This window comes from Stieleria varia, assembly GCF_038443385.1.
Lineage (GTDB): Bacteria > Planctomycetota > Planctomycetia > Pirellulales > Pirellulaceae > Stieleria > Stieleria varia.
Genome location: NZ_CP151726.1, coordinates 5326703 through 5344265 on the forward strand (window position 1 = coordinate 5326703; position 17563 = coordinate 5344265).

Genomic DNA, 17563 nt, shown 5'->3' on the forward strand with positions numbered 1-17563 from the left:
TACATCGATTCAATACTTAAACTGATGATAACGGGTCATCCCCGAGTCATCTCGCTGCATCACAATGAACCGACGCAAAGAACGACGCCCTGTCGCTGACGCGTCGATCCACATGGAATGATTGTGACTGGTCTCCGAAAACATTCTAGACAGCTGCGCCCGCTGCGTCTCATCGCTCACCTGATTCTGAAACAGGATCTGAGCCGACATCGTGGGGTTCTCTCGATATCGAGCAACCAGCCGGCTGGCTTGGGCCTCGGAAACGACAGAAGCAACCATTGCCTGAATGATCTCATCGGACGCCCGTCGCAAATTGCTTTGTCCGCTGCCCCAACAAGTGATTCCGGTAGTCAAATTCGCCAGGGCGGCGTCGTTTCCAAATGCCGCCGAGATCTGGGAAACATCAAAAACTTCACCCCAACTGCGAAACGCATCCGGCAACGGTGCGTCATCACCCAAATCCTCACCACCTGCCACTGCACCCACTGTCCGTTCATTCCCACGCGTGGTCTGTTGGTCTACTGCCGGAGCAAGCCGAATCATCGAAGTCAACTCAGGTCGCACCAGTTTCTGCAAGACCGCCTGTGTTCGACGCTCACCGCCCAACCGATAAACGGCGTTCAGGTTCAACTTGGCGTCTTCATCGCCCAGCACGACGTCAAACGTGACCCTTCCCAATGTGATCGCATCTCGAATCGTCGTCGGCGGTGCCCCTTGGTCTTGCAACCGCCATTGCTCATCGAATTCCTTGAACACCTTGCCCGCTCGTGGCAGTACCGCCTGCTGCAGGGACTCGCTGCCCCAACGTTGCTGCAAGCGAACCTGTGCATCGGCCGCTGCAAGTCCTTGTTTCAGACTCGTTTTCGCAAGCCTGGCCAGCACCGTCGTCAGCAATACTGCAACTGCCAGTACCATCAACAAGATGTACCCACCTCGCCGACAACATCGCCTACCGTTGTAACCAAGTTCACATCGCATGATGATGAACCACCTCACTGTGCAAGACACGCCCGCTCTCACTAATCAACCGCACACGAAACGAATCAGGGATCTCCGGCAACCCGCCGGTCTCCACGGCCCCAGCCATCGAGCCGGCCTCAGCCGCATCCACCTCACTTGCCATCGCGAGCACATCCATTTGGAACGCCCCCATTCCCAGCCATACCAAACTGCTTTGACTTCCGCCAACCGACTCGACGCTTCGCACCAGGACGTTGTGATCACCTGCTCGCACGATCGCATAACGAACACGCCCAGGTGAATGATCTGGGCGCCCGTCGCGGATGCCAAGAAAACCATGCAGCACCAACTCCTGTTCACCGGCCACCATTCCGCGAGCGTTTTGCAAGTCGGTGAGCAAGACGTCCACCATCTGGTCGACCGCAGCACGATCGCTGTCGCGGCGTTCAAGCTCCTGTCCCTCACGAAGCGCCGACCACATGATGTTCAGGCACGCTGCCATCAAAATCGATGCCAACACCGCCGAGACAACCAGCTCAATCAAAGTGAATCCACGCCTTGGACAATCCCGAGTGCGATGTCGCTTCATCGCCCGACTCCTGCAACAGCGAAGCCACCGACACCATCCTGGACGGATTTGACCACGTCCACGGAAACCAGATTTCGCAACGAGATGCCTTCAGTGGAAAAAATCGTCAGACGCACGACGCGCACGGGCACACCGAGCGGTTGTGCAAGTCCGACCACACGAGTTTCCCAGATCCAGCCAGGCTGTCCCCCAATCACGCCGCGACCATCAAGTGGGATACCGTCGCGTTGTGAGGTCAACTGCAGCAACAATTCATCAGCAGCCATGGCGGCAACAATGCGGTCCTCGGCCAACGCCATCTGTCGGCGATGACGCGACAATGCCAATAGCGAGCCCACCAACACGCTGCCCATCAATACCAACCCAACCACAATCTCAATCAGCGAAAACCCACCCCGCGTTGGTGTCCAGGCTTCGGCCGCACGCGAGCACCTTAGCACTGGAAAAGCCGTTCCTAAAATTCCCCGCTGGCTCAGACGTTTTTTTGATTTCGCCGAAGATTGCAGGAGCTGGGAATTCTGGCGAAGCCCATTTCGGTTTTGAGACGCTGTCTCCTTCATTTCTCCGACTCCAGCAATGTCAGCAACCCTCGAGCCTCGTCCTGTCGCGGCGTCACAAACGTCTGACCGCTGCCTCCCAACACCACCAACCACACACGTGACTTGCCACCGCCCAACTCCACCACGTAGCTCGACGATCGCCCGTCACCGTCCACAGCAATTTCCACCTGACGCCCACCACTGCGCCGCGTCGCCAAACGCCAGGACAGGACATCCACCCGCTGGTGCAATTGAAACAAACGCTCGCTGCCATCCGCTTGAGGCACCACCATCGTCTTTGACTGCGTGTTCACCTTCGCCGATATCGGTTGACGCCATGCGCGGGCTTCGCGTCTGAGTCGCATGTCAAACGCTTCGATCGTCTCCACCGCTTGGCTCAATCGATGACGATCCATCGTGCTGCCGACCGACAGCACCACCAGCCCGGACAGCATTGCGATGATGACCAGGACAACGATCAGCTCAATCAACGTGAACCCACGAATCCGACCGTCACGAGTCTTGGTCATTGCGTGTCGTCTTGCAATTCATCGCTGGAGAAATCCTTGTCCTCGGACTCGCCCCCTTCACGTCCGTCCGCACCCAAGCAGATCACTTCAAAGCGGTTGTCTTGGACCAAATAGATGTAATCGTTCTTCCACGGATCCTTCGGCACCTTGCTCAAGAACCCGTCCGGCCACGTGTCTGTCGGCTGCACCAGGATCTCAAGTCCCTCGTCCTCCGTCGGATACCGCCCTTGATCGATTCGAAACGTCTCGAGCGCTTTCATGATGGTTGCAAACTCAGACTTCACCGCGTTCTGTCGCGATGTGACTAAGTATCCGCGTGTGCGAATCGCCACCAATCCCGCCAGCATGCCCAGGATCACCATCACGACGATCAGTTCGACAAGCGAAAACCCGCGTCGACGTTTTGTGAGTTCACATGACATTTCCGGCCTCCAGAATAGGAAGAATCGTGGCCAACAACAGAAAACCGACCAACGCGGCCAAGACAAGGATTAGCACGGGTTCCAACAGCGAAGTCAACCGCTCCGACGTCGTCGCCACCTGTCCATCATAGTCGTCCGCTAGCCGAAAGAGCATCTCGTCCAATTTGCCTGAGTCCTGACCGACGGAAAACACACGCACCGCCAACGGAGGAAAAACTCCTGTACTGGCCATCGCATCAGCAATCTCGACCCCCGCTGAAATTCGCTCGCCACACTCGCCGAGCGCTCTCTTGAATACTCGATTGCCGATCGACTGACCAGCCAAGTCAACCGCGCGCGGTAAATCAACGCCGCTTCGCGTCAACGTGCCGATGATCGTCGCAATCCGCGATACATTCTGCTTGATCGACATCGACCCGACCACCGGCAACCGCAGCACTGCGGAATGACACAGCTCTTTTCCTCGCTCAGATCGCAACACCAAATACAACCCAACAGCGCCGACCCCCGCCCCTGCGAGCAACCACCAACGGTAGCCCAGCAAGACGTCACTGATCGCCTTGGCCACTCGCGTCGGCCATGGAAGCTCGGTCAGTGTTTCTTGCAAGTTCTCCAACAAAGGCGGCAACACCGACGTCATCAGAAACACCGCGGCCGCCGTTCCAAAGCAAACCAAGAACAACGGATAAATCAACGCGGTGGTCACCGCGTCGCGAAACCGCATCTGCCGCTGTTTGAATTCCGCCAATTGCTGCAACACCGAATCCAACGTCCCTGAATTCTCTCCCACCGCAACCATGTGAACCGAAGCAGCGTCAAACAGATCGGGACGTTCAGCCAATGCGTCGGCCAAAGATGCTCCCGCGGCAACACGATCATGAACACCGAGGATCGCCGCGCGAAAGGTGCCCGTGTGTTGTTGAGCGATCGTGTCCAACGCGTCCAGAATCGGAATGCCCGCAGAAAGTAGCATGGACATCTCGTGAACCACGGTCGTCCATTGCGAAGCAGTCGACGAAAGTGAGAATCGCGACGACCAACGGCGTGAGTCTTTCTCAACACACGGCACCAGCTTGCGCACCTGCACGCCCTGCATCCGCAACAAATCGCGAGCCTGTCTGGGCGTGTCAGCCGCGATCGTTCCTTTGATGGTCTGACGTGACGGATCGACGCCGGTGTAAGAAAAAACTGCCATGATCTACAGCGTCGTTACCCTCAGGACTTCGTCTAGCGTCGTCACCCCCTGATGAATCTTTAGCAAACCATCCGTCGACAACAGATGCATCCCCGCGTCGATTCCCGCTTGACGAATTTGTGACGCGTTAGCCCGACTCTGGATCAACTCTCGCGTGTTGTCGTCGATCAACAACAACTCAAACAATCCGACACGACCTCGGTATCCGGTCTGGCGGCACGCGTCACAACCGACCGGCACATAGACACCCGCAAGCTCGGATGTATCGACACCGTAGGACTTCATCAGCGAGTCAGGCGGCAAGGGTGGACGAGCCGAATTCGGCGCGGCTGGACGCTTGCATTGCCCGCACAACTTGCGGACCAAACGCTGCGCAAGCGCGGCCACCAGCGAACTGCTGACCAGGTACGGCTCGATGTTCAAATCCAACAATCGCGTCACCGCACTGGCCGCGTCGTTAGTGTGCAACGTGCTGAAAACTAGGTGCCCGGTCAACGATGCTTGAATGGCCATCACCGCCGTCTCGCTGTCTCGGATCTCACCGACCATGATGATGTCCGGGTCCTGACGCAGAACGCTGCGCATGCCGGAGGCAAAGGTCATCCCCTTTTTTTCATTGATCTGCGTTTGGCTGATGCCATCAAGCTGGTACTCGATCGGATCCTCCAGGGTCAGCACGTTCAGATCATGTGAATTGATCTCCTGCAACGCGCCGTACAACGTCGTACTCTTTCCACTGCCTGTCGGACCGGTGACCAAAATCATTCCGTGGTCGCGGCGAATCAACTCACGAAACCGTGACAAATAGTGCTCGGGCATCCCAAGCTCACCCAGCGTGTACAGCCGAGCGCTCTTGTCCAACAAACGGATGACGATCCGCTCGTTGTGACTTGTCGGCAAGGACGCGATTCGCAAATCAACGGTCCGGTCGCCCAGTTGCACCGTTGCCCGACCGTCTTGCGGCAACCGTTTCTCGGCAATGTTCATCTTGCCCAAGACCTTGATCCGAGACAGGACTTCTTCCTGGACGTTCTTGGGAACATCAAACGCATCGAACAACACACCGTCGATCCGTTGACGGACCACCACGCGGTCTTCATACGGCTGGATGTGGACGTCCGATGCACCCGCTTTGACAGCGTCAAACAGCAAGTGGTTGACCAATTGGATGATCGGCGCTCGGCCTTCCGTGTCCAACAAGTCTTCGCGACTGCCCAGTTGATCGATCTCACGTAGCACCGTGTCGCGGTCGATCGTGTCGATCACCTGCTGCGCTTGGCTGGACCGGTCCGAGTAAGCCGCGTTGACCGCCTTGCTCAGTTCGGACGCCGTCGTCACGATCGGCTCAACGGCGCGCCCCAACACTCGACCGACGACATCCAGCGATTCGTAGCCGTCACGATCGCAGACCGCCACGAGAAGTTTTCCTTCGTGATCAAATCCCAGCAACCGTCGAGATCGTGCGAATGCAATCGGCAAGTATGCCAAGAAAACGGATGACGGTTTCAAGCGTGCCAGCTCGACGCAAACGGGGCATTGCAACCATTGCGCCAGCTCCCGAGTCTCTGCGGGCAAGTCCGACGCGATGTCGTCGGTGGAACTGGTGAGAACAGGTCCAACGATCGCCGCGTCTCTGTTAGCCGCACCTTCTCTGCTCGGCGCAGCCGACATCAGTGACGCGTCACGCGACTGGGCAGAGTCACCGGTTGTGGGGGAGGCGTCGGACATGGAATCAACATCGGCCCGCTACGAGGATAGTCGCCAGAAAGCTCGGCATCCTGTGTTTCGACATGAGACAAGTATTGCAGATCTCGGAACTGAGAGTCCCTCAAGATACGCGGTCGGATGAACAGAAAAAACGAAGTCGTCGAGTTGGCTTCGGTTCTTAGGCTGGTCAGCTCACGCAATATCGGCACTTTTTCAGCCCACGGCACCCCGGTGAACGTGTTGCTGTCGGTGGAGCGTTTCAGGCCCCCGACCACCACCGTCTTTCCGTCCGGGATCGTCACCACGCTGCCCAAGCTGTCGATCTGGCGCGGCGGAGGTAACGCGGCGGTGCCTTCGCCGACGAATGTGCTGAACTCGACCCGAAACTCCAATTGTAAATGGTCGTCTTCGTTAATGTGCGGCGTGACCTCGATCGTCGTACCGGCCTGCTGTGTCCCGCCCAAACTGGTCGTGGCGATCGTGTCCGCCGCATTGACGCTTTGAAATGGCACACTCGCGACGCTTTCCAGATTTCCCGTTTGATTGTCGTTGACCAAGATCTTCGGCGATGCCAACACGCGACTACGCGTGTGAGCCGATAAAGCTTGCACGATCACGTCAGCGACCTCCGGATCGATCAACACTCCGTTGAAACCCAAAGCCGGGTTGATCGTCAATGATCCGTCCGTCGGGTCGACTTCGCTCAAACCGAACGAAGTGAATTTGAACAACCGCTTGGCCCCTTGCCGATCACCGCCGGAGATCTCCACGCCCAATGAAAAGTTGTTGCTGGTGTCCACGGCCACAATGTCGGCTTCGATCAAGACCTGTGGACGTCGTTGATCCAACGATCGAATCAGTTTTTCATACAACGGCTGCACGTTGGCTGGGGCATAGATGATCAAGCTGTTCGTGGCGACGTCTGCAGAAATCCGCGCGCCACCTGGCAACGTTGCGACCTGCCCGCCACCTGCAAATCCGCCACCTGCAAATCCGCTTCCAAATCCGTTCCCCAACGGGCCGCCGAAACCGCCAAGCTGACCGCCGGCAAAACCCGGGTTGGCAAACCCGCCCGAGTTGTTCGCGATCAATGGAGAAAGCTGACTGTTCTGATTCGCTTCGCGTTGCGGCGATGTGCTGGTGATCGGCTGAGGAGGCATGCTGACCGTCGCGTTGGGATTGAAACCCATGTTGCCCACCATCGCACCGACGGGATACACACCGCCCACGTTCAATCCGCCCAATGTCCCAAATGCACCGGCCTGTAATCCGCCCGCTTGCGCAACGCCGCCGCTGCCGGTCGCTTGTTGCAATGCCATCAACGAATACAGCACTTCGATCGCCGTCGCGTTTTTTAGCTTGTAGAACTGAATCGGACTTTCCGCCGAATCCACCGCGCGATCCAACTCCTTGATCAACATCTCCACTTGTCGGTGGACTCCATCGGACGCACGGATGACCAACAAGTTTCCTTCCTCGTCCACCGTTGTTTCGATCTCAGCGTTTTGGTCCTTGGCGTCGCCCGGCTGCACAAACCCCTTGACCAATTTGTCGATCCGAGTGGCCGAGACATATTGCAGCCGGTAGACCTTCGTCAACGCTCCGCTGCCAGTATCCAATTGTCGCAACAACGTGACGATCTCTGTAACGACTTCGGTCTGACCCGCAACCAGAATGCGTGCGCCCGCTCGGTCGTGGAACAATTTGGGACCATCATCGCCACCGGGTTTTCGACTCGCGCCACCCGCCATGATCGATTCGGCTTGCGCGATCAGGGACTCAGGGGAACGGTTGACGGGCAAATAGATTTCGATGGAACCCTGGCCCTTGGGCTTGTCGATCATTCTCAGCATCTCGACAATTTCTTGAACGTCCGCCGCGTAACCGGTGACGATCAACAAATTCTGTTCCGCCAGGGCGATGATATTCGAACCGGTCTTTGACATGAACGGTTTGAGCGAAGTGGAGATGGTGGTCACATCGATGTATTTGATCGGGATCACTTGAGTGACCGCAGCAGCCGGCCCATTTCGCCTCGTGACTTCCTCCGCATCCCCGGTTCGTGCGTTGGACAAAATATCTCCAATATCGACCACGCGTTTCCACCCGGCGACGTCGGAGTCAACAATCGCAAGGTTGGCTTCGCGGAGCAGGCTGCCCAGCAATGTCGGCAACACGCTCTTGGGCAGCTTTGCGGGCGTGTAAACCGTGACATCCCGCTGGGCGATATCCGTTCCGTGCAGAAACCGAATGCCGAGTTCTTTGCTCATCAATTCCAGCAACGCGGTCACCTTGACCGTGCCGGACAAGTTCAACTCGACGATCTCGTCATTTGCCGCTGACTGAAACGTTGACTTAGACGGAGACCGATTAGCTTGAGCCGCGCAGGTGCCAGCCGACATCGTCCACGCCGCCAAGAAAGCGACGAAAAGGATGTGAGGAACAGGCCGAGCAAAGCCGACGGTGCGATCTGCAAGCAAATCAGGCAAGGGCGAATCCAGTGAGGACACTCAATCAACACGCTGCTAAACCCGTTTGCTAGGAAATCGCCCCCCTCCACGTCAAGCTCGTTGTTGATCGTCGAGCATTGTCCCGCAAAAAAATCCCTTCCAGGGCTTTCCATGACCGAACCGATCGAATATCATTCCGCTTGTTGAGAGGAATTCTCAATAGCGTTCTTAAGTAGCCAGCGAGGCATAAAGAGGGCTCGGATAAGTAGCGGAACACCCCGCTCCCACCGGACCCTCGATTGACCCCAGCTAGCAAGAAAGAAGCATCGCACTGAGTTGCATCGGGCAACCAGCGGACGTTTTCTGGACTTGTTTAGCAAGAGGTCGAGTGTCGTGTATGCCTTTCGTTTTCTAATGGTTTCGCTGATTTCAAGCGGACTTTGGCTCTGCCAGGCCAAGCTTGTCCGAGCGGAAATTTATGTCCCCGACCAATCGGTGCCGGGAGTCTCCGGAGACGTTTTTGGATGGGATCAAGGAGACGTGAATTCCTCCTTCGCGTTCTGGGACAGCTTCGACGATTTTCTGGGCGGATCAGCACCTGGATTTCTACCGGCGGGAAGCTCGCCGGCGGCGAATAGCGTCTTTGATAACGGCGGGCTACCAAGCCTGCTGACTTTCGAGTCAAACCAGTCGATCGCTTCCAGCGGTAACGCGTACGGTGGTCTTTTCGGACCGGGCGACGATTCCACATTCTTGACCGATGCGTTTGCGACGGTTCGCTCGGGAACCAGCGGAGGCTCGTTCACTCGCATCGTCGCACAGTTTGAAACCCTCGGATCGGAACTCGATTACTCGTCACTGTTGTTGAGCCTGACGGACGCGCCGGGCACGATCGCACCGAGCTTTGCGATCGAGACCAATCGCGTGTCGTTGGGCGGAACTTTCGGCGGCGAAGGTGTCAGTTACCTCGCGTTGTGGGACCTGGATTCCTCCCAAGCGGAGTACCGTTTTGACTTCATGGCTCAATCCAACAACATGTCGCTCGACAAAGTTCGCATCGACTCGTTCACCAGGAACACGCCTTTCATCACACCTTCGGCGGTACCAGAACCCAGCAGCTTCGCGATGCTTGGTCTGATCGGTACCACCATAGTCATGGCTCGACGCCGGCGTCGCGTGCTTCCACTGCTGGGTTCGTAGGGCTGTCGTTCTTTGGTCAGCGGCCGTCAACGACCGCTTTCTTTCTCCATCATTCAAACTCGTTCAAACTTGGGGGACACACGCGTGTGGATATCAACCCTTGCGCCAACGCGGCGCGCGTTCACGTTGATCGAATTGCTGGTTGTGATCGCGATCATCGGGATACTTGTCGGCTTGTTGCTGCCTGGAGTTCAGGCGGCTCGCGAAGCGTCACGTCGGATGTCATGTAGCAACAACCTCAAACAGATCGGGTTGGCGATGCACGCGTACAACGACGTGAACCGGAGGTTGCCACCCAGCGCATTGGGGATACGCGTTGCCGGAACCGCACGACAGCCGGTGCATCGAGCCGGCTTGACCGCGTTTGTTTCGATATTGCCGTACGTCGAGCAATCGGCGTTGTTCCTCGAATTCGATTTGGACGCCGACGCGTGGGCTCCCGAGAACGAGATCCCCGCCAAAAAGACACCTGCGGTCTACTTGTGTCCGTCGATGTCCCTGCCCGATAGCGGCGGAGCATCGGACGGCTATTCCAGCTACGCGGTTTCGACGGGAACGAAGAAGTATCGCAATCAGATCCATGATGGTGCGATCATCGATTCGATGAACGTTTTTCGAAATGAAAGAGTGACGGCCGGATTGCCCGACGATTTGTCTTGGCTGACTTGGGTGGCAGTGGACGACATTTCCAACGCTGACGGCACCACCAACACGTTGCTTGCCGGCGAGTTTGGAGTCCAAGTTCGCGAGACCACGTCTTTGCCGTTTCCCTATCCCGGTTCTGGTGGCGAAAGTGCGGGCAAGTGGGCGGTCAGCTACCCCTATCACTCGACAGCGTCAACATTCGGAAAGTTTAACGCCAAAGAAATATCGCTGTTCGACATTCCCTCCTATGAGTCCTTTCGCGGACCACACGCCGGTGGTGTTCAGTTCGTACTGAGTGATGGCAGCGTGCGATTTCTCACCGAATCGGTCGACGGGGTCGTCCTGCGGCAATTGACGGCTCGCAATGATGGCGAAGTCATCGACCAGGAGCCATGGTGATGCGCCCATTCACTCTGCTCTATCTGTTCGCCGGCTTGGCTTGCATTGCCGGATGCACCCAAAAAGCCGTGCCAGCCGTAACTGCTTCGGGCACCGTCCACGTGGACGGTGCCCCGCTATCAGGAGCGGTGATCACGTTTGAACCTCTCCATGGAACCACCGGACCCAATGCGTCGGTGCCAGTCTTTGCAGGACGGTTTGACGTGACGACGGAAGCGGGACTGCACGGTGGACGGTACCTCGTGCGGATTTCGCTGATTCCACCGGAGATACGCAAAACCCTGCCTGCGGAGCAATCCGCCACGCTGCCGCCAGAGGACGCTGTGATTGATCCAGAGTTCGACGCCAACAGTCAGTTGTCTTGCGAGCTAAAGCTCAACCAGACGAACCCGCTCGCCTTTGACGTCGAGTTCCTGTAGCCGTTTACTCCCTTTCCATGGTCAAATGAAGTCACCACTTTCCACGACGGAGTCACTCATGTTGTTCCCATACACGATTCGTTTCGCACTCATCGCAGTTGCTTGTCTCACGCTGCCGACACTCGCCCATGCTCACATGGCTTGGTTGTCGACGGATGATGATGGACACGTGGTGCTGTGGTTTGGGGAGTCACCCAATGACCGCACTTATCACATGCCAGAGAGCATCGCGAAGATCGAATTGCAATCGAACGGCTCTGGCATCGAGACCGAGTCAGTCAAGAATGATTCGCTGGTCGGTATTCGAAGCACAAAACCGGCTCCCGCTTCGGCCGAAGTCGCTGGCCGCGTGACCTACGGTTTGTATCACGGCACCAAGCTGACCTATCACGTCGAGCACTTGCCCCAATCGGATCCCAGCAAGTGGCCGGTTGATGCAAGGGCACAAACACCGCTTCAGTCCGTGATCCGTTCTCTACCCGAGGGTGGAATTCGCGTGACGATCCTGCATCATGAAAAACCCGCCAAGGACTTGGAGGTCAAACTGTACTGCGAAGAAGGTCACGAGGAGGGGGCGGCCAAAACCGACATCGCCGGAATGGTCACCTTCACTGCGTCCCAAGTCGAACCTGGGCTCAACGCGATCGTGGTTGGCATGACCGATCCCGATGCCAAAGGCACGCTCGATGGCGAAGACTATGGCAGCACCACCGACTACTTGACGGCTACGTTCCGTATCCCTGGTGAGGTTCGTGGCGAGATCCCCAGTAATACAACTTCGCGGGACGATGCGTCCAATCCCCAGCGTCCAGAGATGGATGATGCGATTGGTGCATCCGTCGTGCCGTCTAACCTTCCCGAACTGCCAGAGGAACTGACCAGCTTCGGCGCCGCCGTCAGTGGCCAAAGTCTGTACGTGTACGGCGGCCACACCGGCAACGCGCACTCGTATTCCACGCAAGAACAATCCAATCGCTTTTGGTGCTTGGACCTCTCTGCGGGCGAGCAAGCGGCGTGGCAGAAACGTGCTACAGGCCCATCGCTTCAGGGCTTAGCGTTGGTTGCACACGGCGATCGCATCATCCGCATCGGCGGTTTCACTGCGGTCAACGCTGCGGGTGAAACTCACGATTTGCGTTCGCAGAATCTAGTCGCAGCATACCACCCCGCCACGAACACATGGACCGATTTGCCTTCCCTGCCTGAGCCACGATCGTCATTGGACGCCGCAGTCCTCGGGGATACCGTCTATGTCTTTGGAGGCTGGAAGCTTGATGGGCAGAGCGACGACAGTCAATGGCACACGACCGCTTGGTCGCTGGACCTGAGTGATGACACGAGCGAATGGCAATCGCTTGCCCAGCCACCGTTCCAACGACGAGCGATCAGCGTTGCGGCACACGAAGGCAAACTCTACGTGATTGGCGGAATGAACTCACAGGGCAAGACCACAACACGTGTCGATATCTACGACCCGAGTTCGAACGCATGGACACAAGGTCCCTCGTTGCCAGGCAGCGGGATGTCGGGTTTCGGCTCATCATCGTTTGCCACCGGCGGTCGACTGTACGTCAGCACGTTGGACGGGCGGGTGCATCAACTCGGCGAAGACGGAGCCTCATGGCGGACCATCGCCAAATGCAATCCGGCAAGATTCTTTCACCGCATGCTGCCGATAGCCGACGACGAATTGCTAATGATCGGCGGAGCCAACATGGAGATCGGAAAGTTCAAGCAAATCGATCGGATCAAGTTGTCCGGTCATTGAAAGTCATGTGGGAAAGAAAATGCAGAACCAGAATAACCGTAGGTCATGCTGTGCATGACGAAATACGGCACGCCCATCTTCGCGTTCGCCCGCATTCATTCGAAAAAGAACTCCTGCTGACGACCGATGTTACCGACTTGCGATGGACGGATGCCGTCATCCAAAGCATGATCTACCGCAACTGCCAGACCAATGCTGCGTCACAAGACCGACAGCGAGGCCCCAGAAAATACAGGATCAGAACGAGCATGCTCTTGCCGAAACTTGTCTCACCAAGGTGCCTCAAGGACGGCGCGTAACCAGTCTCCATGAGCGTAAGTGGCAAACCAGCGATTAGGGTCGTTGTCTATTGATTCGTGTTTCAACAGACGCACGAGCATCTGCAGGTGCTCAAGGTTCCATGCCCAAATCCCGATTCCGCGAACGTCGATTCGGCAGAACAAATCAGATAGTTGTTCGTAAGTCAATGACGATTGCCGAAATGGACAGGTGTGGCAGACAATCGACCAGTCGGCAAGTTCCCACGTCCCTGCCGTGTCGCCAATGACATTGCTCTTTTCAAGCTCCCTTTCTTTTGTTGCTTCAGCAAGGCGATGACACCGTGGGCATACGACATGCAAGAGCCGCGCCCGTGATCGGTGGTCATAACGTACGTGAGATGATCCAGAAAGCAAGATTCGTCAACCCTGTGGCAGGGATGCCTGTTGCTGGCGAACGTCAGACATCACATGGGACGGACGGTTGATAGACCACTCGCACAAACGCCGCAAGCCGTCCTCACGTGCACGTCATGGTTCGGCTCCTGTAGCCACCATGGTTGTTTGACGCTTACCATTCTTGATGGGAACGACGTGCGGAACGCCAAGATGCTTGAGCCGTTCCATGATTGCATCGTGTTGAATCTTTGCCTGCTCGAGAGTGTAAATTGTGTCGGCGATTTGTATTTCGTCTGGAGACACTTCGGTAAACGCAAACTCTGCTTTTTCTGGAACTACTGGCCAAAGTGCGCCGTGAAGCTGATCTGCCCAAAGCACGCGTACACCCAGCAACTCCAGGGCTTCGCTTTCGCGAACAAGCGACGCTCGACGCCACTGAGCGTATCCGAATAAGATCGCGAAGGATGCCACCACAGCAAGCAATGTTGTGATTCGATATCGGATGCTAAGTCGTCGGATCATCTGCGGTTAGTGGCTAAAAGGAACACTGTCTTTGAACTCTTTAGTGGCCGAACGACAGCGGTAACCCAGCCGCAGCAATAGATTTTGCTGTAAGTAACGACCCAATCGGCGGCTTAGGTTCACCGCATGGTTCTGCCTTCTATACGCGTGCAAGCAAGCGATTGGCCATGTCTTTGGCTAGGTCTCGAATCGGGTCCGTGTCAGGGATCGCGCGCACCCTCTCCGCGACCTTCGATGATAGCGTTACATCAGCAAGCAAGCGAGCCTTGTACAGCATGCAATATTGAATCCACTCGAAAAGCATGAAGTCAGAAGTTCTGGGACCTGTGGTAGCCAGTGATTCCCATTCGTAGTTGGAATCGCGTGAGCTAGGAATTTTAGGTGTCGATCAACCAATGAGCAATGACGAATGTCAGGCAGCGACCAGATGTGGCCGAGACGTTCGATCAACCATTGACGCTTCGGGCGATTGCTAGAAAGCAACAAACGCTCGGTGATTTGATTAAGTTCGAGTTGACCGCGATAATCCATAAACTCTCGTTGGCAGAACGTCAAGGATCACGGCGGACGTGCGAACGACTCGCAAGCAGACCATTAAACACGACTCACGTCCTCCCGTGCAATTCATGGTTCTGCTTCTTTGCGTTGTTGGAGTACGCACCAGCGACTGTAGCTTTTACCATTCCTAGTCACGCGGCGTTCAGGACCATCCGGGTACAACCCAGGTGAGACATCACTGATTCCAACACTAGCGTTGAATACAGTGTAACCAATCGAAGCAATGGCAGAGATCAGATCGTGTCGTGCATAACCCGTGACACATAGAAAGAGCAATGAAGGGTCATCGTGGGCGGAGATTGTACCGTCGAAATCTCCAGACACGTACAAATTTGTTGACGGGTTTCCGGTGCTGATCGATCCGCCAAAGTCACCATCAACCCAGATTTTGGATGAACCAGTCGTGACGATCTGCCCGTTCATCGACCCGCCGATGTAAATATGGAGAAAGCCGTCGGCATGAATCTTTGCGTCCCTTGAAACATCACCGCAGATTAAGATTTCCTGGAATCCACCGGTTTCGAGTCCGGCATTCAGGTCGCCGTTGATATGCAAGACACCTCCGTCGGGCGCAGAAATCATTGCGTCACTATCACCGTCGACCTCGAGTGCATCCCGCTCACCTATGAGCATTGGTCGCGTTTGATTCTCCACGCGCGACCAGCGAGATTCGCTTGCGGACGGAAATCGCCAATGCGATATCGATTGATTGAACGGATGGTCGAGCAGGACATCAACATGTGCGACACGACGTTGGATTTCCGGCGGGATCGACATGAATGCTTTCTAGAGCAGAACGGTACGGATCACGCGGTCGCCGCGAGCGATCCTCAACTTCAAGAACCACGACCCGGCGACTCGTCGTGCATCCCATTGTTACGCCACTGACTCGTGTGAGAGCATTGGCGGAGCAACATACCAAAAGTTTTCTCCACTGCAATCAGACATTCCTAAGTACGCCCACAGCGTTGGATGGACGGACAATGCGATTCCCCACAATAACCTGGAATGTTCGGCAAGCGTCCTACGCTGGGGAGTCATATCACGAGTGCATTCACAAATCCATCCGTCTCCATTGACTCGTTGTTTCACATTGGTAGACCAGCTGATCGGAACGCGATCGCGAAAACTGGATGCCAGATCGATTGTTGGGAACGTTAGCTGGTGGTGAACCGTCCGAGAACGCTTGAGGTCATCACCGACCGCCCGTGCGTTCGAAAGCAGCTGGCCGACCGTGTCATCTGGGTAGGAACCAAATTCCCATTCAACGTCGCTCTCGCAGCAGACAGTTGCAAAGATTCGTCGAAGCCACCCTAACAATGTCAATTCCTCAATGGCGTAACAGCAGAATTCACGGGGAACGGGAGAGAGACGCAAGCAGACCGTTATACACGACTCCCGCTCGCCTGTGCATTTCATGGTTCCCCGCTGTATGGACCAAGGATCGAATCACGGTCCCCGATAGGTTCCGCCAGCTATCGCCAGAGACATCATTCCCCAATATATCCACCAAAATAAAATTTGGGCAATGCGATGGCGTCTTTCGTTTCCGAACCAAATACGTTTAGCGATTTCCAGCAGTGGTGTAGCGATGCAGACAATAATCGAAAAGATGAAGTTCAGCGGGAGAACCCACGGCCCCAGTTCGGTAGCGAGGGCAATCATTGGTAAGAACACAAACGCAGTTGAGAGCACTGCAAGGGGTTCGCCCGTTGCTAGCGTCGCGATCACGATGGGCGGAATAAAATGGTAACGAAATCGAAGCCAACTTGGGATACGCGAATTCGTGTCGCCACCAGTCACCTCAGGCTCTGAGGCGGGACTCTGGTACGGATTAGACGCGACGTTCAATGCTGTGACTTCAGTGGCGGAAGAATAGTGATCAGCGGGGACGGGCGAACGACTTGCATGCAGACGAGCAAACGGACAGCCCGTCCTCCGTTGAATCACATGTTTATTTGCCTTCTGTTTGCGGCGGAACGAATGTAGCCGTAGCGAGTTTTCGATCGCCAACAACTTTACGCTCAAAAGTTGATAAGACCAAGTCGTTGTCAGGCAACGCATCATCCAATCGCTGTTGAAGTGACTTTTGGTCATCCATCGCATTGCCTATGACAGTAATCTTCATGAACGTAAACGTTGCGTCAAGTTCGAAAGGCGTTGTGTTTTGCATTCCGCCATGCGCTGCAACACGGAATTGGTCTTGGTGTCTGGCGATCACTCTCAACTCACCCAGTTCTACCGGGTCATGGCCAGAGTGATAGGTCCTAGCGTACTGATCGCCCGTGCGATGATTCTTCCAGTCGGACCAACTCTGATTGAACCCGTCCAAGTCTTGCCATCGAGCGACGTCAATATCTAGGCCGTCAAACGTTACGCGGGGCGAGCCAAGATCATCGGCTGGAATCGACGCACCTACGATTTCCAGCGACCACTGGAGTGACTTTCCCTTTCCGTTGTTGAATTCGTCGCACCAATCTGGATCGTTGAGCCATCCCGCAACAGTCGCGGAAGCGATTGGATACTCGTTCTCGGAAAAATGGAACCCCGAAGGAGAATCGACGATCTGTTTTGGCGTCATGTTTCGACGAGGGTCGCACCCCGTAGAAAACGGAACGATGAAGCAAAACAGCACGAGTAAATATGTGCGATGCATCTAATGCAAATAATGCAGAGAACACCCAGCCGCTGCGGTGGTCTCTTGTGGTACTTAACGACAACACCCACGGCTTGGGTTCATCGACATGGATCATCGCGATACAATCAGCGACGGCTGGAATCAAAATCGCTCGTTGCCATTGTACCCGTTGGGCTCGACAGTGGGATAAGCGAAACCTGGAGTCTGCTCCTCTTCCACTCTGCACTCGATCACATGCCGCGACGGTCACAGAGATCACACAGTGGTGATGGTGGTCGTTGTGGTATCCAACGCGACTTCCTCGGCCCGAGCGCGCGCCTCGGATTGTCGCGCTACACGGAGCGACGGTCAGAACCAGAATCGCTC

17 protein-coding genes are annotated in these 17563 nt (G+C 55.9%); 5 read left to right on the forward strand and 12 right to left on the reverse strand.

The window, feature by feature from the left end:
• Positions 1 to 9: 9 nt before the first annotated feature.
• The 8 genes from Pla52nx_RS17930 to Pla52nx_RS17965 all read right to left on the reverse strand — a co-directional run bounded on the left by Pla52nx_RS17930 (position 10) and on the right by Pla52nx_RS17965 (position 8431).
• Positions 10 to 978 carry a type II secretion system protein GspK gene (locus Pla52nx_RS17930; protein ID WP_146521988.1) on the reverse strand — a complete coding sequence of 323 codons (969 nt, stop codon included), beginning with the start codon at positions 976 to 978 and terminating at the stop codon, positions 10 to 12.
• Positions 968 to 1549, reverse strand: coding sequence for a PulJ/GspJ family protein (locus tag Pla52nx_RS17935; RefSeq protein ID WP_146521987.1), 582 nt, complete (start codon positions 1547 to 1549; stop codon positions 968 to 970). The genes Pla52nx_RS17930 and Pla52nx_RS17935 overlap by 11 nt, the downstream gene beginning before the upstream one ends.
• On the reverse strand, positions 1546 to 1989 hold the full coding sequence (locus Pla52nx_RS17940; protein ID WP_197454883.1) for a hypothetical protein: 444 nt from the start codon (positions 1987 to 1989) through the stop codon (positions 1546 to 1548). The genes Pla52nx_RS17935 and Pla52nx_RS17940 overlap by 4 nt, the downstream gene beginning before the upstream one ends.
• Positions 1990 to 2105: 116 nt before the next feature.
• The gene (locus Pla52nx_RS17945) at positions 2106 to 2618 is read right to left on the reverse strand and encodes a prepilin-type N-terminal cleavage/methylation domain-containing protein (protein ID WP_146521985.1); all 513 of its coding nucleotides are present in this window, start codon (positions 2616 to 2618) and stop codon (positions 2106 to 2108) included.
• A complete protein-coding gene (gene gspG, locus Pla52nx_RS17950) occupies positions 2615 to 3040 on the reverse strand; it encodes a type II secretion system major pseudopilin GspG (protein ID WP_146521984.1) in 426 nt (141 codons plus the stop codon). The genes Pla52nx_RS17945 and gspG overlap by 4 nt, the downstream gene beginning before the upstream one ends.
• Entirely contained in the window at positions 3030 to 4235 is a 1206-nt protein-coding gene (locus Pla52nx_RS17955; RefSeq protein ID WP_146521983.1) for a type II secretion system F family protein, read from the reverse strand. Before Pla52nx_RS17955 ends, gspG begins: the two co-directional genes overlap by 11 nt.
• 3 nt (positions 4236 to 4238) lie before the next feature.
• On the reverse strand, positions 4239 to 5963 hold the full coding sequence (locus Pla52nx_RS17960; RefSeq protein ID WP_146521982.1) for a GspE/PulE family protein: 1725 nt from the start codon (positions 5961 to 5963) through the stop codon (positions 4239 to 4241).
• Positions 5906 to 8431, reverse strand: coding sequence for a secretin N-terminal domain-containing protein (locus tag Pla52nx_RS17965; protein WP_146521981.1), 2526 nt, complete (start codon positions 8429 to 8431; stop codon positions 5906 to 5908). Before Pla52nx_RS17965 ends, Pla52nx_RS17960 begins: the two co-directional genes overlap by 58 nt.
• A gap of 375 nt (positions 8432 to 8806) precedes the next feature.
• On the opposite strand from Pla52nx_RS17965, the gene Pla52nx_RS17970 reads away from it, so the two are divergent.
• From Pla52nx_RS17970 to Pla52nx_RS17985, 4 genes are all read left to right on the forward strand, one after another.
• A complete protein-coding gene (locus tag Pla52nx_RS17970; RefSeq protein ID WP_342190184.1) occupies positions 8807 to 9592 on the forward strand; it encodes a PEP-CTERM sorting domain-containing protein in 786 nt (261 codons plus the stop codon).
• 84 nt (positions 9593 to 9676) lie between these two features.
• Positions 9677 to 10636 carry a DUF1559 domain-containing protein gene (locus Pla52nx_RS17975; RefSeq protein WP_197454881.1) on the forward strand — a complete coding sequence of 320 codons (960 nt, stop codon included), beginning with the start codon at positions 9677 to 9679 and terminating at the stop codon, positions 10634 to 10636.
• Positions 10636 to 11055 (forward strand): hypothetical protein, encoded by a 420-nt coding sequence (locus Pla52nx_RS17980; RefSeq protein WP_146521978.1) that lies wholly within the window; start codon positions 10636 to 10638, stop codon positions 11053 to 11055. Before Pla52nx_RS17975 ends, Pla52nx_RS17980 begins: the two co-directional genes overlap by 1 nt.
• Before the next feature lie 58 nt (positions 11056 to 11113).
• A complete protein-coding gene (locus tag Pla52nx_RS17985) occupies positions 11114 to 12823 on the forward strand; it encodes a Kelch repeat-containing protein (protein WP_146521977.1) in 1710 nt (569 codons plus the stop codon).
• A gap of 788 nt (positions 12824 to 13611) precedes the next feature.
• Here Pla52nx_RS17985 and Pla52nx_RS17990 read toward each other — a convergent pair.
• A complete protein-coding gene (locus Pla52nx_RS17990) occupies positions 13612 to 14001 on the reverse strand; it encodes a hypothetical protein (protein WP_146521976.1) in 390 nt (129 codons plus the stop codon).
• Positions 14002 to 14625: 624 nt separating this feature from the next.
• Positions 14626 to 15114 carry a hypothetical protein gene (locus Pla52nx_RS17995; RefSeq protein ID WP_146521975.1) on the reverse strand — a complete coding sequence of 163 codons (489 nt, stop codon included), beginning with the start codon at positions 15112 to 15114 and terminating at the stop codon, positions 14626 to 14628.
• 138 nt (positions 15115 to 15252) lie between these two features.
• On the opposite strand from Pla52nx_RS17995, the gene Pla52nx_RS18000 reads away from it, so the two are divergent.
• Complete coding sequence (locus Pla52nx_RS18000) at positions 15253 to 15447, forward strand: hypothetical protein (RefSeq protein WP_146521974.1); 195 nt, start codon at positions 15253 to 15255, stop codon at positions 15445 to 15447.
• Positions 15448 to 16008: 561 nt separating this feature from the next.
• Here Pla52nx_RS18000 and Pla52nx_RS18005 read toward each other — a convergent pair.
• On the reverse strand, positions 16009 to 16290 hold the full coding sequence (locus tag Pla52nx_RS18005; protein WP_342190185.1) for a hypothetical protein: 282 nt from the start codon (positions 16288 to 16290) through the stop codon (positions 16009 to 16011).
• 223 nt (positions 16291 to 16513) lie between these two features.
• On the reverse strand, positions 16514 to 17140 hold the full coding sequence (locus Pla52nx_RS18010) for a hypothetical protein (RefSeq protein ID WP_146521971.1): 627 nt from the start codon (positions 17138 to 17140) through the stop codon (positions 16514 to 16516).
• Positions 17141 to 17563: the final 423 nt, after the last annotated feature.